This window comes from Erythrobacter sp. GH1-10, from assembly GCF_045363165.1.
GTDB lineage: Bacteria > Pseudomonadota > Alphaproteobacteria > Sphingomonadales > Sphingomonadaceae > Erythrobacter.
In genome coordinates this window covers 2540872-2558003 of sequence record NZ_JBJFLP010000001.1, presented here as the reverse complement: position 1 = coordinate 2558003, position 17132 = coordinate 2540872, and the positions used below count along the sequence as shown (strand labels likewise).

At 64.4% G+C, this 17132-nt stretch carries 14 protein-coding genes, 1 tRNA gene and 1 riboswitch; all 15 genes read left to right on the top strand.

The window, feature by feature from the left end; translation table 11 throughout:
* Nucleotides 1-11: 11 nt before the first annotated feature.
* Nucleotides 12-1415, top strand: coding sequence for a UDP-N-acetylmuramoyl-L-alanine--D-glutamate ligase (gene murD / locus ACI5KX_RS12675; RefSeq protein WP_406811022.1), 1404 nt, complete (start codon nt 12-14; stop codon nt 1413-1415).
* Complete coding sequence (locus ACI5KX_RS12670) at nt 1412-2656, top strand: FtsW/RodA/SpoVE family cell cycle protein (RefSeq protein ID WP_406811021.1); 1245 nt, start codon at nt 1412-1414, stop codon at nt 2654-2656. The genes murD and ACI5KX_RS12670 overlap by 4 nt, the downstream gene beginning before the upstream one ends.
* On the top strand, nt 2653-3873 hold the full coding sequence (murG, locus tag ACI5KX_RS12665) for an undecaprenyldiphospho-muramoylpentapeptide beta-N-acetylglucosaminyltransferase (RefSeq protein WP_406811020.1): 1221 nt from the start codon (nt 2653-2655) through the stop codon (nt 3871-3873). The genes ACI5KX_RS12670 and murG overlap by 4 nt, the downstream gene beginning before the upstream one ends.
* Complete coding sequence (gene murC / locus ACI5KX_RS12660) at nt 3870-5306, top strand: UDP-N-acetylmuramate--L-alanine ligase (RefSeq protein WP_406811019.1); 1437 nt, start codon at nt 3870-3872, stop codon at nt 5304-5306. Before murG ends, murC begins: the two co-directional genes overlap by 4 nt.
* Nucleotides 5303-6277, top strand: coding sequence for a UDP-N-acetylmuramate dehydrogenase (gene murB / locus ACI5KX_RS12655; RefSeq protein ID WP_406811018.1), 975 nt, complete (start codon nt 5303-5305; stop codon nt 6275-6277). Before murC ends, murB begins: the two co-directional genes overlap by 4 nt.
* 10 nt (nt 6278-6287) lie before the next feature.
* Nucleotides 6288-7253: a D-alanine--D-alanine ligase gene (locus ACI5KX_RS12650; protein ID WP_406811017.1), complete on the top strand. Its 966-nt coding sequence runs from the start codon at nt 6288-6290 to the stop codon at nt 7251-7253.
* A complete protein-coding gene (locus ACI5KX_RS12645; protein WP_406811016.1) occupies nt 7246-8157 on the top strand; it encodes a cell division protein FtsQ/DivIB in 912 nt (303 codons plus the stop codon). Before ACI5KX_RS12650 ends, ACI5KX_RS12645 begins: the two co-directional genes overlap by 8 nt.
* A complete protein-coding gene (gene ftsA, locus ACI5KX_RS12640; RefSeq protein WP_406811015.1) occupies nt 8157-9479 on the top strand; it encodes a cell division protein FtsA in 1323 nt (440 codons plus the stop codon). The genes ACI5KX_RS12645 and ftsA overlap by 1 nt, the downstream gene beginning before the upstream one ends.
* 179 nt (nt 9480-9658) lie before the next feature.
* Nucleotides 9659-11455: a cell division protein FtsZ gene (gene ftsZ, locus ACI5KX_RS12635; protein ID WP_406811014.1), complete on the top strand. Its 1797-nt coding sequence runs from the start codon at nt 9659-9661 to the stop codon at nt 11453-11455.
* A 135-nt stretch (nt 11456-11590) separates the two neighbouring features.
* Nucleotides 11591-12988, top strand: a complete 1398-nt coding sequence (locus ACI5KX_RS12630) for a tetratricopeptide repeat protein (RefSeq protein ID WP_406811013.1) — start codon at nt 11591-11593, stop codon at nt 12986-12988.
* A gap of 145 nt (nt 12989-13133) precedes the next feature.
* Nucleotides 13134-13640 (top strand): YbjN domain-containing protein, encoded by a 507-nt coding sequence (locus ACI5KX_RS12625; RefSeq protein ID WP_406811012.1) that lies wholly within the window; start codon nt 13134-13136, stop codon nt 13638-13640.
* 30 nt (nt 13641-13670) lie between these two features.
* The gene (locus ACI5KX_RS12620) at nt 13671-14477 is read left to right on the top strand and encodes a pyrroline-5-carboxylate reductase family protein (RefSeq protein WP_406811011.1); all 807 of its coding nucleotides are present in this window, start codon (nt 13671-13673) and stop codon (nt 14475-14477) included.
* 146 nt (nt 14478-14623) lie between these two features.
* Nucleotides 14624-15397: a Bax inhibitor-1/YccA family protein gene (locus tag ACI5KX_RS12615; protein ID WP_406811010.1), complete on the top strand. Its 774-nt coding sequence runs from the start codon at nt 14624-14626 to the stop codon at nt 15395-15397.
* A 185-nt stretch (nt 15398-15582) separates the two neighbouring features.
* Nucleotides 15583-16551 (top strand): hypothetical protein, encoded by a 969-nt coding sequence (locus ACI5KX_RS12610; protein ID WP_406811009.1) that lies wholly within the window; start codon nt 15583-15585, stop codon nt 16549-16551.
* A 52-nt stretch (nt 16552-16603) separates the two neighbouring features.
* Nucleotides 16604-16679, top strand: a tRNA-Ala gene (locus tag ACI5KX_RS12605).
* 231 nt (nt 16680-16910) lie between these two features.
* Nucleotides 16911-17119, top strand: a riboswitch (cobalamin riboswitch).
* Nucleotides 17120-17132: the final 13 nt, after the last annotated feature.

Sequence of the window (17132 nt, the reverse complement as noted above, 5' to 3'; positions counted from 1 at the left end):
ACGACGCTGCTGTGATCACATCCCCTGCCTTTGCCGGAAAACGCTACGCCGTCCTCGGCCTCGCGCGCTCCGGCGCGGCGGCGGTCGACGCGTTGCTTGCCAGCGGAGCGCAGGTCACGGCATGGGACCGGCAGGACGTCGCGCGCGAGCCGTTTGAAGGACGCTGCGAAATCGCCGATCCGCTCGCGACCGACCTCAGCGGGTTCGATGGTGTCGTGGTTTCGCCCGGCGTGCCGCTCAACACCCACCCGATCAAGCCGCATGCAGACAAGTTCGGCGTGCCGGTGATCGGCGACATCGAACTGTTCGCGCTCGCCCGCGGCGATCTCCACGAACACCGCGTGATCGGCATCACCGGCACCAACGGCAAGTCGACCACCACCGCGCTGGTCCACCATATCCTGTCGATGGCTGGTATCCCTTCGGTCATGGGCGGCAATATCGGCGAACCGATCCTGTCGCGCGAACCGCTCGAGCCGAACGACAACGGCGTCGGGGTCTATGTGCTCGAGCTGTCGAGCTACCAGATCGACCTGACGCGTTCGCTCGCCTGCGAGGCGGCAGCGCTGACCAATATCACTCCCGACCATCTCGACCGCTATGACGGTTTCGAGGGATACGCCTTTTCCAAGGGCCGCCTGTTCGCAATGCAGGGCACAGACCAGTTCGCGGTGTTCGGATCGACCACGGGAGCTGCGGGCGCGATCATGCAAGCCGAGCAACAGCGTCGCCCGATCGGGCGCGCGGTCGCCGCCGATCTCGAACGGTTCGCGCCGATGCAGGGCGAATGGCCGAGCCTGCAGGGACCGCACAATCTCGAGAACGTCGCGGTCGCAGTCGCGTTGGTCGAAGAATTCGGCATCACCGAGGCGCAATGGCGTCACGCGCTACCGCGTTTTCGCAACCTCCCGCACCGGATGGAGCTGGTGTGCGAGGATGAAGGCGTGCTGTTCATCAACGACAGCAAAGCGACAAACCCCGCCTCGACCGCACCCGCGCTAGCCGCCTTTCCGCCCGCTCAGGATATCCGCGACGGAGCGCGCCGTGTGCACTGGATCGTCGGCGGCCTCGCCAAAGAAGACGGTCTCGGCGAATGCGCAGCTTATCTCGACAATGTCGCTGCCGCCTACACGGTGGGCGAAGCGGGGCCGCGCTTCGCCGAACTGCTCGAAGGACGCATCCCCAAGGTCGAGCGGTGCGAGCTGGTTAGCGAAGCGGTGAGCCGTTCGCGCGAGGCCGCACAGCCGGGCGACGTAGTGCTGTTCTCGCCTGCCTGTGCCAGCTTCGACCAGTTCCGCGACTACGAAAAGCGCGGAGAGCATTTCCGCCAGCTCGTCGGGGTTATGACCGACACGCCCGAATGCGCGCCCGATGATTCATTTCCGTCAGAATTTGCGAAGGACCCAGCCGCATGAGCGGGACAGGAGCCTATGTCCCCTCGCGCGGCGGTCGTTCGATGCAGTCACCTGCGATTGCGGGGCGCAAATATCGCGACCACCTGCGCATCTGGTGGCGCGAGCTCGACAAGGGGATGCTGTTCCTGATCCTGTTGCTGATGGCGCTGGGGACGGTCGCTGTCGCAGCGGCGGCTCCCGCAGCATCGGAACAGCTTGATCGCCGCGGGATCGAGGTCGCCGAATTCCACTACTTGCGCCAGCACATCATGTTCCAGGCGCTCGGTATCGTCGGGATGCTCGGTGTCTCGATGCTCGACCGTGACAGTGCGCGCCGCCTCGGCATCCTTGCCTTCGCCGGCTTCCTGTTGCTGTTGTTTCTCGTGCCCGTGATCGGGGTTGAAAAGAACGGAGCGCGGCGGTGGCTCGAATTCGGCATGTCACTCCAGCCGTCCGAATTCCTCAAGCCCGGGTTCGCCATCGTGCTTGCATGGATACTCAGCTGGAAACTGCGCGACCAGAACCTGCCAGTCCTGACGTTCGTAACCGCGATCATGGCGTTGATTGCGGGCCTGCTGATGCTTCAGCCCAACCTTGGCGCGACGATCCTGTTCGGAGGCATATGGTTCGTCCTCGTGCTGCTTGCCGGGGTCTCGATCCAGCGTATCGGCGCGCTCATCGGAGGCGGGCTGGTGGCGCTGACCGCGACCTATTTCCTCTATGACAACGCCCGCTACCGGATCGACAGCTTTTTCGGCGGCGGAACCGCCTTCGACCAGGTCGACCTTGCCCAGCGCACGCTTCTGGCAGGCGGCTGGACCGGTAGCGGCCTGTGGCTCGGCATCCGCAAGATGAACCTGCCCGAGCCGCACACCGACTACATCTTCTCGGTCATCGGCGAGGAGTTCGGGCTGTTAATGTGCGGGCTAATCGTGCTGCTCTATCTGGCGATCATCGGCAAGGCGCTGATGCGGCTGGTCGATGAAGACAATCTGTTCGCGCTGCTTGCAGGGGCGGGCCTTGTCACCCAGATCGGGGGACAGGCGTTCATCAACATCCTGGTGAACCTGCAGCTGTTCCCGTCGAAGGGGATGACCCTCCCGCTGATCAGCTATGGCGGATCGTCGACGCTGGCGGTGTGCTTCACGGTGGGGCTGCTGCTTGCCATCACCCGGCGCAACCCGTTCCTCGAACGCGAAAGCTCCGGGCTGAGAGACCTTTTCGAGCGCCCGAGAAACGAGAGCAGGGAGGAGCGCACATGACGAACCAGCCGAGAACCGGAGCGAGCCGGCATTTCGTGCTAGCCGCAGGGGGCACCGGGGGACATCTGATCCCGGCATTCGCTCTGGCTACGGAGTTGCTGGCGCGTGGACATCACGTCGCGCTGATCACCGATGCGCGCGGAGCGAACATTCCGGGCAAACCCGACGGCCTGACGGCCCACATCCTGCCCGCCGGTCGGTTCGGCAAGAACCCGTTGAAGTGGATCCGCGGTCTGCGTTCGGTGATGGAAGGTCGCAACATGGCATTGCGGCTATTCGAGAGCTTCGAGCCGAGTGCCGTTGTCGGCTTCGGCGGCTATCCCGCGCTGCCGGCTCTGTTGGCTGCAACCTCCGCCGGTATCCCGAGCGTGGTTCACGAACAGAACGCGGTGCTGGGCCGGGTGAACCGCCTGCTCGCGGGGCGGGTGGATGCGATCGCAACCTCCTATCCGCAGGTCGAGCGACTTAAACCCAAGTTGAGCGACAAGGTCCATCTTGTCGGCAATCCGGTGCGCGAGGAGGTTCTGGCGCTGCGCGACGAGGATTTTCCTCCGTTCACAGAAGACGGCCTGCTCCGGGTGCTCGTTACTGGCGGCAGTCAAGGAGCAAGCGTCCTGTCCGATGTCGTGCCCGACGGTCTTTCCATGCTTCCCGACGGACTGCGCGCACGCCTGCAGGTCACCCAGCAGTGCCGCAGCGAGGACGTAGACCGTGTGCGCGAGCGCTACGCCAGCCACGATATCCCGGCCGAACTGGGCACCTATTTCGAGGATATGAACGAACGGCTCGCCGATGCGCACCTGTTTATCGGGCGCGCAGGAGCCTCCACCATCGCCGAACTGACCGCCGTCGGTCGCCCCGCGATCCTGATCCCGCTGCCGATCGCGACCGACGACCACCAAGCCGTCAACACTCGCGAAATCGTCAAAGCGGGCGGGGCGCGGATGATCCGGCAGGAGAAATTCCAGCCCAAGGAGCTCGCCAAGCAGATACAGGCCATGGCGCAAAACCCGGCGAGCCTTGCCAATGCAGCGCATGGCGCGTGGAACTGCGGTCGGCCCAAGGCTGCGAAGGATCTCGCCGATCTGGTCGAAAGCATGGCCGGGATCGACCTGATGGACATCGTCCGTGTCACAGAGACCAATCCGCGCGCGGCGCAAAAGGCCAATCGGACCCAGACTGCGACCCGCGACAAAACCGAGGACGTCGCTGCGTGAAGGGCGTCGGGACCGACATAGGCACGATCCATTTCGTCGGCATCGGCGGCATCGGCATGTCCGGCATCGCCGAGGTGATGGATAACCTCGGTTATTCGGTGCAGGGCAGCGACATCAAGGAAAGCCCGGTGGTGGAGCGACTGCGCTCGCGCGGGGTCAAGATCGCCATCGGTCACGCCAAAGAGAACGTCGAGGGCGCCGCTGTGGTCGTTACCTCGACGGCGGTGCGCCGGACCAATCCCGAAGTCGTCGCCGCGCTCGAGAACCGCATCCCGGTGGTGCGCCGCGCCGAGATGCTGGCCGAATTGATGCGTTTGAAATCGACCGTCGCGGTTGCGGGAACGCACGGCAAGACGACGACGACCAGCATGATCGCCGCGCTGCTCGATGCGGGTAACGTCGATCCCACCGTCATCAATGGCGGCATCATCGAGCAATATGGCTCGAACGCGCGGCTCGGCGACAGCGACTGGATGGTGGTCGAAGCCGACGAGAGCGACGGCAGCTTCCTGCGTCTCGATGGCACCATTGCGGTGGTCACCAATATCGATCCCGAGCATCTCGACCATTATGGCGATTTCGACGGCGTGAAGCGCGCCTTTGTAGAGTTCATTCACAACGTCCCGTTTTACGGCGCGGCGATTTTGTGCGTCGACCATCCCGAAGTGCAGGCGGTGATCGGGCAGGTGCGCGATCGCAAGGTCGTGACCTACGGCTTCTCGCTCCAGGCCGATATCTGCGGGGTCAATATCCGCCCGGAGGACGGCGGCAACACCTTCGATGTGATCGTGCGCCAGCGCGGTGCGGAGGACCGCCGGATCGAAGGCGTGCACCTGCCGATGCCCGGGCGCCACAACGTCCAGAACGCGCTCGCCGCGATCGCGGTTGCGATCGAGATGGGGTGTTCTGACGACGTGATCCGCGAAGGCTTCGGCAGTTTCAGCGGAGTCCGCAGGCGTTTCACCAAGGTCGGCTCGGTCGAGGTCGGGGGTGCCAAAGTTCACGTAATCGACGATTACGCGCACCACCCGGTCGAAATCCGCGCGGTGCTTGGTGCCGCGCGTGAGGCCGTGCAGGCCAACGACACCGGGGGCCGCGTTATCGCGGTCGCGCAGCCGCACCGTTATTCGCGTCTCAATGATCTGATGGAAGACTTCCAGACCTGCTTCAATGATGCGGACATCGTCTATGTCACGCCGGTCTACGAAGCGGGCGAAGACCCGATCCCCGGTATCGACGCACAAGCGCTGGTCGACGGGCTCAAGTCGCGCGGGCACCGCGCCGCCGCCACGGTCGCGGGCGAGGATGACCTTGCGGCCACACTTGCCGGAGAAATCGCACCCGGGGACATTATCGTGTGCCTCGGCGCGGGGGATATCACCCGCTGGGCCGCTGGTCTCGCCCGAGCGATTGACTCAAGACGGGGCGCATGAGCGACATGGTGCAGCCCGACGACTGGTTCGACATGGATGACGGCTCCGCCCCGACCTGCGCGGTCGAAGGGGCGGTCGATGCGCCCGTGCCGATCGAAGGGATTCGCGGCAACCTCACCTGCAAGGCGCCGCTCGCCAAGATGGTGTGGTTCAAGACCGGCGGCGAGGCGGACTGGCTGTTCGAGCCCGCCGATATCCAGGATCTGAAGCTGTTCATGGACCGGCTCGAAGGTCAGTTGCCGGTCATGGCGCTGGGCCTCGGATCGAACCTCATCATTCGCGATGGCGGTATCCCCGGAGTGGTGATCAGGCTCGGCAAACCCTTCGCCAAAGTGGAGGTGACCGACGACTGCACCCTCACCTGCGGTGGTGCTGCAAGCGGAATTCTCGTGGCATCGACTGCGCGCGATGCCGGTATCGCCGGGCTCGAATTCCTGCGCGGCATTCCCGGCACGGTCGGCGGCTTCGTCAAGATGAATGGCGGCGCCTACAACCGCGAAGTGAGCGACATCCTTGTCGATTGCGAGGTGATCCTTCCCGATGGGAGCTGGGTCACCCTGCCGCTGGCGGATCTGCAATACTCCTACCGCCATTCGGTCCTGCCGGATGGTGCGATCGTCGTTTCGGCGCGGTTCAAGGGCACGCCCGGCGACCCCGCAGCGATTGGCGCGGAAATGGACCGGATCGCCAAGGCCCGCGAGGAATCGCAGCCGCTTCGGACCAAGACCGGCGGATCGACCTTCAAGAACCCCGAAGGCATGAAGGCGTGGCAACTGGTCGACGAAGCCGGATGCCGCGGCATGAAACACGGCGGCGCGATGGTGAGCGAAAAGCACACCAACTTCCTCATCAACGCCGATAACGCCACCAGCGCCGATATCGAGGAACTGGGCGAACTGGTGCGCCGCAAGGTCTACGAGCATTCCGGCGTGATGCTCGATTGGGAGATCAAAAGGGTGGGGCGCCCATGAGGACTTTGGCGTGAGCGACACACACCACATCGCGGTGCTGATGGGTGGCTGGGCCAACGAGCGCGAGGTATCGCTCATGTCCGGACACGGTGTTGCCGATGCACTCGAGAGTAAGGGCCACCGGGTCACCCAGATCGACATGGGCCGCGACGTCGCAGCGCGCATCGCCGAGGCTGCGCCCGATGTCGTGTTCAACGCGCTCCATGGCGTCCCGGGCGAAGACGGGACGGTTCAGGGCATGCTCGAACTGATGGGTATCCCCTACACGCACTCGGGCGTCGCGACGTCGGTGATCGCGATCGACAAGCAGCTGACCAAGCAGGCGCTGATACCCCATGGCATCCCCATGCCGGGTGGCCGGATCGTCAAGTCGGAGGAACTCTTCGAGCGCGATCCGCTGCCGCGCCCCTATGTGCTCAAGCCGGTCAATGAAGGCTCGTCGGTCGGCGTCGCAATCGTGACCGAGGACAGCAATGTCGGTAATCCGATCGCGCGCGACGCCGCAGGGCCGTGGCAAGAATTCCCGGAATTGCTCGCCGAGCCATTTATCAAGGGCCGCGAACTGACCACGGCGGTGATCGACGGCCCCGATGGTCCGAAAGCGCTCGGCGTGACCGAGCTCATCATCGATAACGGCTTCTACGATTTCGAGCACAAGTATACCGAAGGCCGCACCCAGCATGTCTGCCCGGCGCAGATCCCGCCCGCGATTGCCGCGCTGTGCGAGGACTATGCGATCCGCGCGCACAAGCTGCTCGGCTGCCACGGCACCAGCCGCACCGATTTCCGCTGGGACGACGAGGCGGGCGAAGAGGGGCTGTTCGTACTCGAGACGAACACCCAGCCGGGCATGACGCCGCTGAGCCTCGTGCCCGAACAGGCCAAACATGCCGGGATCGACTATCCCGATCTGTGCGAGATGATCGTGCGCGAGGCGCTTCGGGTGCACGCTGCGAATGGAGGCGCCGATGGCTAGGATCAAACGTTCGGGAAGCAAAGGCGTACGCCGCGCCGCCAAGTCGCAGGGCCGCGCCGCAGGAGCGCGCCGCGCGAAAGCGAAGACCGGCAGCCTCGTCGACAGCGCGATGGGCGTGCTGCCCTTCACCGAGGAACAGTGGAGCCGCATCTGGCTCGCGGTGATCATCGGCGGAGCGGTGGCGCTCGCCTGGGTCATCGCCAACCTCGCCGGCGTCCCCGCGATGGCGCAGCAACAGGTTGCGGCGATGGCATCCGACGCCGGGTTCGAGGTCAAGCATGTCCGTGTCACCGGCACGGAGCGGATGGACGAGCGTGAAATCTACGCCCGCGCACTGGCGCAGCGCGATCAGCCGATGCCGCAGGTCGATATCGAGGCGCTGCGCGCCGAGCTGATGGAACTGCCGTGGGTCAAGGATGCGCGGGTTTCGGTGCAATTGCCCGAAACGCTCGCCATCGACATCGTCGAGCGCGAACCGCACGCGGTGCTCGCCAAGCCCGACCGGCTCGTCCTGATAGATGCCGAGGGGCATGAGCTCTCGCCGATCGCGCCCGAGAAGGCGGAGGGGATGCTGCGCATTTCCGGTCCGGGTTCGGCCAAACAGGTCGCCCAGCTCGACCGGCTGCTCGCCGCTGCCCCGGCACTCCAGCCGCAAGTGGTCGCTGCGGAGTGGATCGGCAATCGTCGCTGGAATCTCACTTTCAAGACCGATCAGGTGCTCGCGCTGCCCGAAGGCGAGGACGAGGCAGCATCGGCGCTGGTCAAGTTCGCCCGGATGGACGGGCAGAACCGCCTGATCGGCGGCAAGGTCGCGAGTTTCGACATGCGCGATCCGCCGCGCATCTACATGCGTGTGCCGGGCCGCGCGGATGCGGTCCAGACATTGGCGGAGAATGCACCGTAATGGCGAGCAAAGCCGCAGCGTCGAAAGCGCGTCTGTCCAAGGTCTTCGGCGCGGTCAATATCGGCAGTTTCCGGATCTCGGCCATGATTATGGGCGAGACCGAGAACGGCGACCTGATGGTGCTGGGTTCCGGGCACCGCGCCAGTGCCGGGGTCAAGCGCGGCTACGTTACCGACATGAAGGCGGCGACTTACGCGATCCGCGATGCGGTCGAACGGGCCGAGAAGAACGCCGGACAAAGCGTCCAGAGCGTGTGGATCGCCTGCGCTGGGGCGGGGCTGAAAAGCCGGGTGACCAAGGTTGAAATCGATATCGGCGGGCGCCGGATCGAGGAAGACGATATCGAGCATCTGCTGATCGCAGCGCGGGACATGATCCAGCCGGATGGGCGCACCGTGCTTCACGCTCAGCCGGCGCATTACACGCTCGATGGCGCACACGGCGTCGCGAACCCTCGCGGTCTGCACGCCGAGCGGCTCGGGGTGGACGTCCATGTCATGCTCGCCGATGGCGCCCCGGTTCGCAATCTGATGGAAGCGGTCCAGAGCGCGCACCTCGAAGTCGAAGGCGTCGTCGCGGCCCCTCTCGCTTCAGGCTATGCCTGCCTGTCGGAAGAGGAGCGCGAACTCGGCGTCGCGTTGGTCGAGATCGGATCGGATGTCACAAACGTCTCGGTTTTCGCGGGCGGGATGCTGCTTGGCTTGCGCGCGATCGCGATGGGATCGGGTGATATCACCGATGCGGTCGCATCGGCTTTCGGCATAAGGCGGTTTCAGGCCGAGCGGCTCAAATGCGTCTCCGGTTCGGCCATTGCCAGCCCGTCCGACCATCGCGAAATGATCCCGGTCAACGGCCCCAATGACGGGTGGGACGAGGAACACAGCGGGCCCGTGGCGCGCGGCGCCGACGAGAAGAACCGCATTGCGCGTGCGGAGCTTGTTTCGGTGGTGACCCAGCAGCTTTCGGCGTTAACGACCGAGATCGGCAAAGCGCTGAAGGAGCTTGGCTTCTCGGGCCCCCGAGCGGGGCAGGTCGTGCTCACCGGGGGCGGAGCGGAACTCGCGGGACTTGCCGAATTCGCACAGTCGGCGCTCGGGATGCCGGTACGCATCGGTCGCGCTCCCGCACTTACCGGACTGCCCGAAGCGCACTCTACGCCGGGCTTTGCGACGCTTGCGGGCCTGTGTCTCTATGCCGCAGACGATCCCGTGGACATTCGCGCCGTTGGCTCCCGCTACCGCGAGGCTCGCGGGACCGTCGGAGCGTTACCCGGTTCGCTGGCCTTCACACGGCTTTTCCGGGCGCTGAAAGAGTATTTTTGATGGATGCCGGCCTCGTTACGCGGCCACGCGTGGTGTATGAGGGTTAATAAGCCACTGTGGATAAGGAATTCTGCGGTATAACGGGCCAGTTGCGTATGTGTCACAAGCGAGATGAGCAAAAAGCACGACCAGGCGGATGAAATAACAGGGACGCCCCGTCTGCTTAGAGGAAGAGCGAAATGAGCATCAATATCGGACCGGCAGCAACCGACGACATGCGGCCCCGCATCACTGTGATCGGGATCGGTGGTGCGGGCGGGAATGCCATCGCGAACATGATCGAGGCGGAGATCGAAGGGGTCGAATTCCTCGTTGCCAACACCGATGCGCAGGCGCTGAGCACCAGCCCGGCGGAGAAACGCATCCAGCTCGGTCCCGATATCACCGGCGGCCTTGGTGCGGGCGCACGTCCCGAAGTCGGCAAGGCGGCAGCCGAGGAAACCGTCAAGGATATCGAGGACGCGCTCGAAGGCGTAAACATGGTCTTCATCGCTGCCGGCATGGGCGGCGGAACCGGGACCGGCGCGGCGCCGGTCATCGCCGAGGCCGCGCGGCGTATGGGCGTGCTCACTGTCGGTGTCGTGACCAAGCCGTTCCTGTTCGAAGGCACACGCCGGATGCGCGCAGCCGAAGCCGGGATCGCCGAGCTTCAGGAACATGTCGATACGCTGATCGTCATTCCCAACCAGAACCTGTTCCTCGTCGCCAAGGCCGAGACGACCTTCAAGGAAGCCTTCATGCTCGCCGACGAGGTGTTGCAGCAGGGTGTCCGTTCGATCACCGACCTGATGGTCATGCCCGGCCTGATCAACCTCGACTTCGCCGACGTCCGCTCGGTGATGAGCGAGATGGGCAAGGCGATGATGGGCACCGGGGAAGGCGAGGGCGAGAACCGCGCGCTCGACGCCGCCGAACAGGCGATCGCCAATCCGCTGCTCGACGGGGTCAGCATGCAGGGCGCGAAGGGCGTCATCATCTCGATCATCGGCGGTGAGGACATGAAGCTGCTCGAGGTAGACGAGGCCGCCAACCACATCCGCGAACTGGTCGATGAAGATGCGAACATCATCTGGGGCAGTGCATTCAATCCCGATCTCGAAGGCAAGATCCGCGTATCCGTGGTTGCCACCGGGATCGAACAAGGCGCGGCGGGGCACGCCGAAAGATCGGCTCCGGTGACGTTGTCGAGCGCGCGTGCACCCAAGCGCCCGGTGCTCGAACTCGGCGGAGAAGACGCTCCCGCAGACGAGACCGAGGATGCCGCCGAGGAAACGCCGCTGACCCTCACGGCCCCGGAGATCGAGTCCGAGCCGGAGCCCGAAGAGGCTCCCGAACCTGCGAACGAGGCGGAGCCCTTCGACCTGACCGGCATGCAGGCCGGAGACGATATGGGCGAAAGCGAGGAAGACGACGACGTCGACGGGATCGTCGATCCGCTCGCAGGCCTTCGGGGCGCCGAGGAGGACGAGCCCTATGAACTGGACGAGGAAAGCGACGGCGGACTGGAAGATCCTGCCGACGACAGCGCTTACGCGCCACCGTTGGGCGATGGCTCCGGCGATGGCGATGCCGAAGACGACTCCACGCTCGACCTGACGGGCGACTATGCCGAAGCCGATGATGCCGATGGCAGCGACGACCTGCTTGCCGATGCCGACCGGCTCGCCGAAGAAGACAAGCCGGTCGAAGCGCGAACCGGCGGCGGCCGTCGCCGCACCCTTTTGGGTGGCGCTGCCGAAGGCGGTGAAGGATCCGGGAACGCTGGCGATGGAGGAACCGCAGGCTCGTCAGGAAGCGGATCGGGCGCTGGTGGATCGGGCGCTGGTGGATCGGGCGGGGGCAGCACCTTGTTCGAACGCATGGCAAACCTCTCGCGATCTGGGTCCGACGACACGGACGACGAGGATGACGAAGACGGCGACGATTCGCCTGCGCTCAGCATCCCCCGTTTCCTGGGACGCCAGAACAACCAGTAATCCTCGCGGACGGAGTGCATGCCCGCCCGCGGCTCTTCCGCGCTTCGGTTCAGCCGGAGCTTGACCCCGTTCGCCTCGCGTTCAGAGCGCGGGGGCTAGCAGGCATTTCAAGATGGGCTAGCTGAGACCCCCGCAATGATGATTCCGGCACGTTCCATTCCGATCCGCTTCCGCACGCTGTTGCTCGCGCCAGCGATGGCCGTGCCCGTCATGGCGGCGGCTCCGCTTGCCGCGCAGGACACCACTTCGCGCGAAGTGGTTCAGCCGCTGCCGTCCAAGGAGGTCCAGCGTCTCAACCGCGCGCTGATGCAGCTCGCGCGGCGCCCGCGCAGCGTCGACGCCCTGCTCGAGGCGGGCGATGCCTCGCTCTCGGTGGGCGATCTCGATGCAGCGATCGGTTTCTACGGTCGCGCGGAGGACATCTCCCCCAACAATGCGCGGGTGAAGCTCGGAATGGCGCGGGCCTTTCTGCGCTCCGGCCGGCCGACCGATGCGTTGCCGCTGTTCGCCGCTGCGCAAAGCGCGGGGGCCGAGGCGCGCGACCTGCTGAGCGACCGTGGTCTCGCTTTCGATCTGGTGGGTGACCCCGCCAGCGCGCAGGCCGCTTATGCCCGCGCCATCGCCCTGAACAAGAACGATACCGAAGCGAAGCGGCGGCTTGCGCTAAGCTACGCGATCTCCGGCAATCGCGCGGGCTTCGAGGAAACCCTGCGCCCGCTTCTCGAAAAGCGCGATTTCGCATCCTTCCGCACCCGTGCCTTCGGGCTTGCGATCCTGGGCGAACAGGGCCGCGCGACTGCGATCGTCGACGCGGTGATGCCGCGAGATCTGGCTGGGCGTATCAATCCCTATCTCGCCTACATGCCGCGGCTGACCAAGGCGCAGCAGGCCGCTGCCGCGAATCTCGGAATCTTCCCCAAAGCAGCCGATATCGGTCGCGAGGATCCGCGTATCGCCGCCTATACCAGTGCTGCCACCTCGGGTGCTTCCACGGCTCGCAGCGCCGACAGCCGGTTGGAGCCCGCAGGCGAGCCCCTGGGGGCTCCGCCCAGACAGGCCACTGCCGCACCCGAACCGGGCTTCGACCTTGCTCGCACGGGTGAGACAAGCTCTCCTGCCGATAATGCCAGCGTCGCCGATGCCTTCGCGGATCTCGGCGGAGACGACCTGCCTGATGTCGAGGCTGGTAACGGCGCGGTCGATATTGCCGCGATCGAGGTTCCGCGCGAGACTCCGCCCGAGCCCGAGCCCACGGAGCCGGTCCATCCCAGCCGTATCTGGGTCCAGCTAGCGACGGGTCGCGATGTTTCCGCGCTGAAATTCGACTGGCGGCGTTTTGCCCGCACCGCTCCCGACCTGCTCGGAAAATTCGATCCGCATGTGACGCCCTGGGGCGAGGCCAACCGGCTGCTGGCCGGACCCGTGAAGGACCGCGCCGAAGCGCGCGAATTGATCAATGCATTGAAGGCGAAGGGCATCGACACGTTCCGCTACACCAGCCCCGAAGGCACGGAAATCAAAGAATTAAAGTAGGCGGCCAGCGTCATCCCCGCATTTCTGTGCACAAGCTTTGAACAAGCGAAACCGGTTCTCCCCAGCCGCAAGGGGGAGGGTGGATTGCCAAAGGCACGGCAGTGCAGGCATCCCTCCAATCGATGATCCAGCAGGCCCCCACCCGATGAGACCGCGCGAGAACGATTACTCGTCGCAGGACGACGCCGCCCCGGTCGACATGCTCGCCGCACTGTTCGAAGCGCGCGGCTGGGATTGCGAGATCGTCTCTGACGACGAGATGGTCGGTGAAGTGCAGGGCAGCTGGGCGAAATACCAGCTGCGCGCGATCTGGCGCAGCCAGGACAACGTCCTGCAGTTCCTCTGCCTGCCCGATATCCGCGTGAGCAAGGAAAAGAAGCAACAGGCTTACGAATTGCTCAGCCTCGTCAACGAGCAGATGTGGCTGGGCCATTTCGATATCTGGTCGAACGGCGATGTGCTGCTTTACCGCCACGGCGCGCTGCTCGGCGATGACGGTATGCTCAGCCTGATCCAGGCGCAGGCGCTCGTCGAAAGCGCAATCGACGAATGCGATCGTTTCTACCCCGCTTTCCAGTTCGTATTGTGGGGCGACAAGACCCCGAAAGGCGCATTGGAGGCCGCAATGGTTGACGCGGCGGGGGAGGCATAACCATGTGAAGCCCCGAACAAGGGGATTTGCATGTCAGATATCAAACAACTTCTCATCATCGGTTGCGGCAACATGGGCGGCGCGATGCTCGCCGGCTGGCTCAAGGCGGGGATCGATCCGTCGCGGTTCGCGGTGCTCGATCCGATGCTGGAGGAAACGCCCGAAGGCGTGGCGCTGTATCGCTCGCCCGAGGATGTTCCGGGCACGCACGATGCGGTGATGCTCGGCTTCAAACCGCAGCAGCTCGGCAAGCTTGCGCCGGGAATGCAATCGGTGACGGGCGAAGGCGTTGCGATCTATTCGTTGCTCGCGGGCATCACGCTTGCGCAGCTGAAAGAGGCGTATCCTTCTGCGAGCGCGCATATCCGGGTGATGCCCAACCTCGCTTCGCGCATAAACAAGTCGCCGATCATCCTGCTCCAAAGCGGGCTGCCAGACGGAGATCGCGACGCCGTCTTCACATTCTTCGATGCGCTCGGCACTGCGGTCTGGCTGGAGGATGAGGCCAAGTTCGATCTCGTGACTGCACTCGCCGGATCGGGGCCGGGCTTCGTCTATCGCTTTATCGATGCGCTCGCCTCCGCCGCCACCGAACTGGGCCTCGATCCCGATCAATCGGAAGCGCTCGCACTCGCCATGGTGGACGGCGCATCAAGCCTTGTCGCGGGCGAAACCATCTCTCCCGGCGAGCTTGCGGACCGCGTCGCCAGCCCCGGCGGAATGACCCGCGAAGGGATGAACGTGCTTGACGAAGGCGGGGCGCTAAAGACGCTGCTTGTCGAGTGCCTGCGCGCCACCCGCGATCGCGGTGCGGAACTGTCTGCCGGAACCGCCTGAATTGATTGCAAGAAATGCAATTGAAACCGGTTAATCCCTGTCAATAAATCGCTTCCGGTTTCGCTTGAAATCGACTCGCAAAATGCCGATATTGTGCGGGACAGGGCGCAGCTCTTCGCGCCGCTATTGGAGACTAGGGATCCATCATGTCTGATTGGAAAGACACACAGCGCACCGGTTTCGGCTCGGTGCCGCGCGCCGGTGGCGACGTTGCCGGCGTTACTTATGACGAGGGCCTGCGCAAGCACATGCTCTCGATCTACAACTACATGGCATCCGGCGTGCTGCTGACCGGCATCGTCGCGCTGCTGTTCGTCAACTCGCCGTTCTTCCCAATGGCGTTTGAAGTCGTGCAGACCCCATACGGGAATGGTATCCAGGCGAGCATGCTCGGCTGGATCATCAAGCTCTCGCCGCTGGCGGTGATGCTGTTCTGGTGGTTCGGAGCCAGCAAGGCTAGCCAGACTGCGCTTCAGATTGCTTTCTGGACCTTTGCGGTCACATTCGGTCTTTCGCTGTCGACGATCTTCGTAATCTACACGGGCGAGTCGGTTGCCGCCGCGTTCTTCTCGACTGCTGCCGCTTTCGCCGGTCTCTCGCTGTGGGGCTACACCACGAAGAAGGACATTTCGGGCTGGGGCAGCTTCCTGATTATGGGCGTGATCGGCCTGATCGTGGCGATGCTTTTGAACGTCTTCCTGTTCCAGTCGGGTGCGATGGCGATGGTCATCAGCGTGCTCGGTGTGCTGATCTTCGCGGGCCTCACCGCCTACGATACGCAGCGCCTGAAGAACGAATACCAGTATGTCCGGGGCACCGAGATGGCTGGCCGCGCGGTGATCTTCGGCGCGCTCAACCTGTACCTCGACTTCATCAACATGTTCATCTTCATCCTGCAGCTGCTCGGCAACAGGGAATAGGTGACTCGCTTCGGCGGATCGATTGCACGATCCGTCTGCCAAACGGTGAAATCCTGAATGCCCGGGGCCTTTCGCAAGGCTCCGGGCATTTGCTTTGTCGTCCAAGGCGACTATCGAATCGTACTTAATTCGGGAGCAAGGCTGCGCGTGGTATGATCGCGCGGCGATAACGAGAGAGAACATCGATGAGACAAGCGGGGCGCAGCATCGCTAATCCCTTCGGACTGAAGATAACGACCGTCGCAGTGGCGGCGACACTGCTGGGTGCCTGTGCGACCCCGGCTCCGCTTCCGCCGCCTCCGCCGCCGCCTCCGCCGCCACCCGCGCCGGTGGCCGAAGTCATCCCGTTCCGGCCGCTGCCTCCCGGCGGCGCAGCCTATGTGATGAATATTCCGGCCAAGGATTCCTACGGGCGTCGCGAGACGGTAAACCTCGACCTTACCGACGATGAAAAGGTCTGGCATTTCCGATCGGCATGGAACGTTGCGGCGCTCAATTGCACCGCGGCGCGGTATCAGCCGGTGCTCGATGCCTACAGCGTTTACATCAAGGATCACGCTCGCGCCCTGAAGCGCGTCAACGACCGGATTGATGCATCATACCGCAGGGAGCACGGCGCGCGCCGTGCGGGGATCGTAGCCCGCGAGGGGCAGATGACGAGCGTGTACAATTTCTTCGCTCTGCCGCCCGCCCGCAGCGGGTTCTGCACCGCCGCGCTCGATCTTTCGAACCGCGCGCTGGCTGCGCCGCCGAGCGATCCGATCGCCTTTGCGCTCGAGAATTTCGCGCTGCTCGAACAGCCGTTCAGCACCTTCTTCGACGAATACGAGGAATATCAGCAGCTCTCGGCGCGCTGGGATGCGAAGTACGGTGCGAATTACGGCGCCTCGCAGCCCGGCTACCTTGCGGTCCAGAATGCCCGCAATAGCGGGATCGAAGTGCCGACCGTGGGCGAAAGCGATCCGACCGAAACGCTCGCCAGCCCGACGACACCGGCCGGATTGGTGACCGACAGCGAAACCGGCGAAAGTGTACCTGTGGTCCCGGTCCGGGAGGACTTCGTTTCGCAGCCGGTGGTCGAGCCCATTCCGAACGCGGAAAGCACCGACGCGAGCACGCAGGATCCGACCCCGACGCCGCGCGGAATGCGCTGAATGCAGCTTGGCAGGGCCGCGCGTCCTGCGCTAAAGCGCCGATCCGCACTGTGGGGCCGTAGCTCAGATGGGAGAGCGCGTCGTTCGCAATGACGAGGTCAGGGGTTCGATTCCCCTCGGCTCCACCATTGTCTTCTTTGGCCTCAAGCGCCGGCGCGCGCATCCGCGCGCTTGGCTATCCTACGGGGTCCCGCCGCCTTCGGCGCCACCCCTTCGGACGCCCGGTCGGGCTTGCAGACCCTCACGGGTCTGATCCTTCAAAGCACTTCTTGCTAGGTCGCGGAGCACGGTTGCGTAGCGTCCGCAAGGGCGACCGCCCGTCCGCAGCGACGCGGCCTTCAGGCCGCGTGAGCGGGGATATTGCACTCGCGGATGCGAGTGCGTAACAGCAAAGAACGCCTCGGTAACGGGAATGCGGTGAGAATCCGCGGCTGTCCCTGCAACTGTAAGCGGTGAGCGATTGTTTCGCGCCTCCTGATGGAGGCAACCACTGGGGGAAACCTTGGGAAGGTGAAACAAGAGCGGCGACCCGCGAGCCAGGAGACCGACCGGAGCGTGTCGCTTGGTGCTTGGCTCAGGGA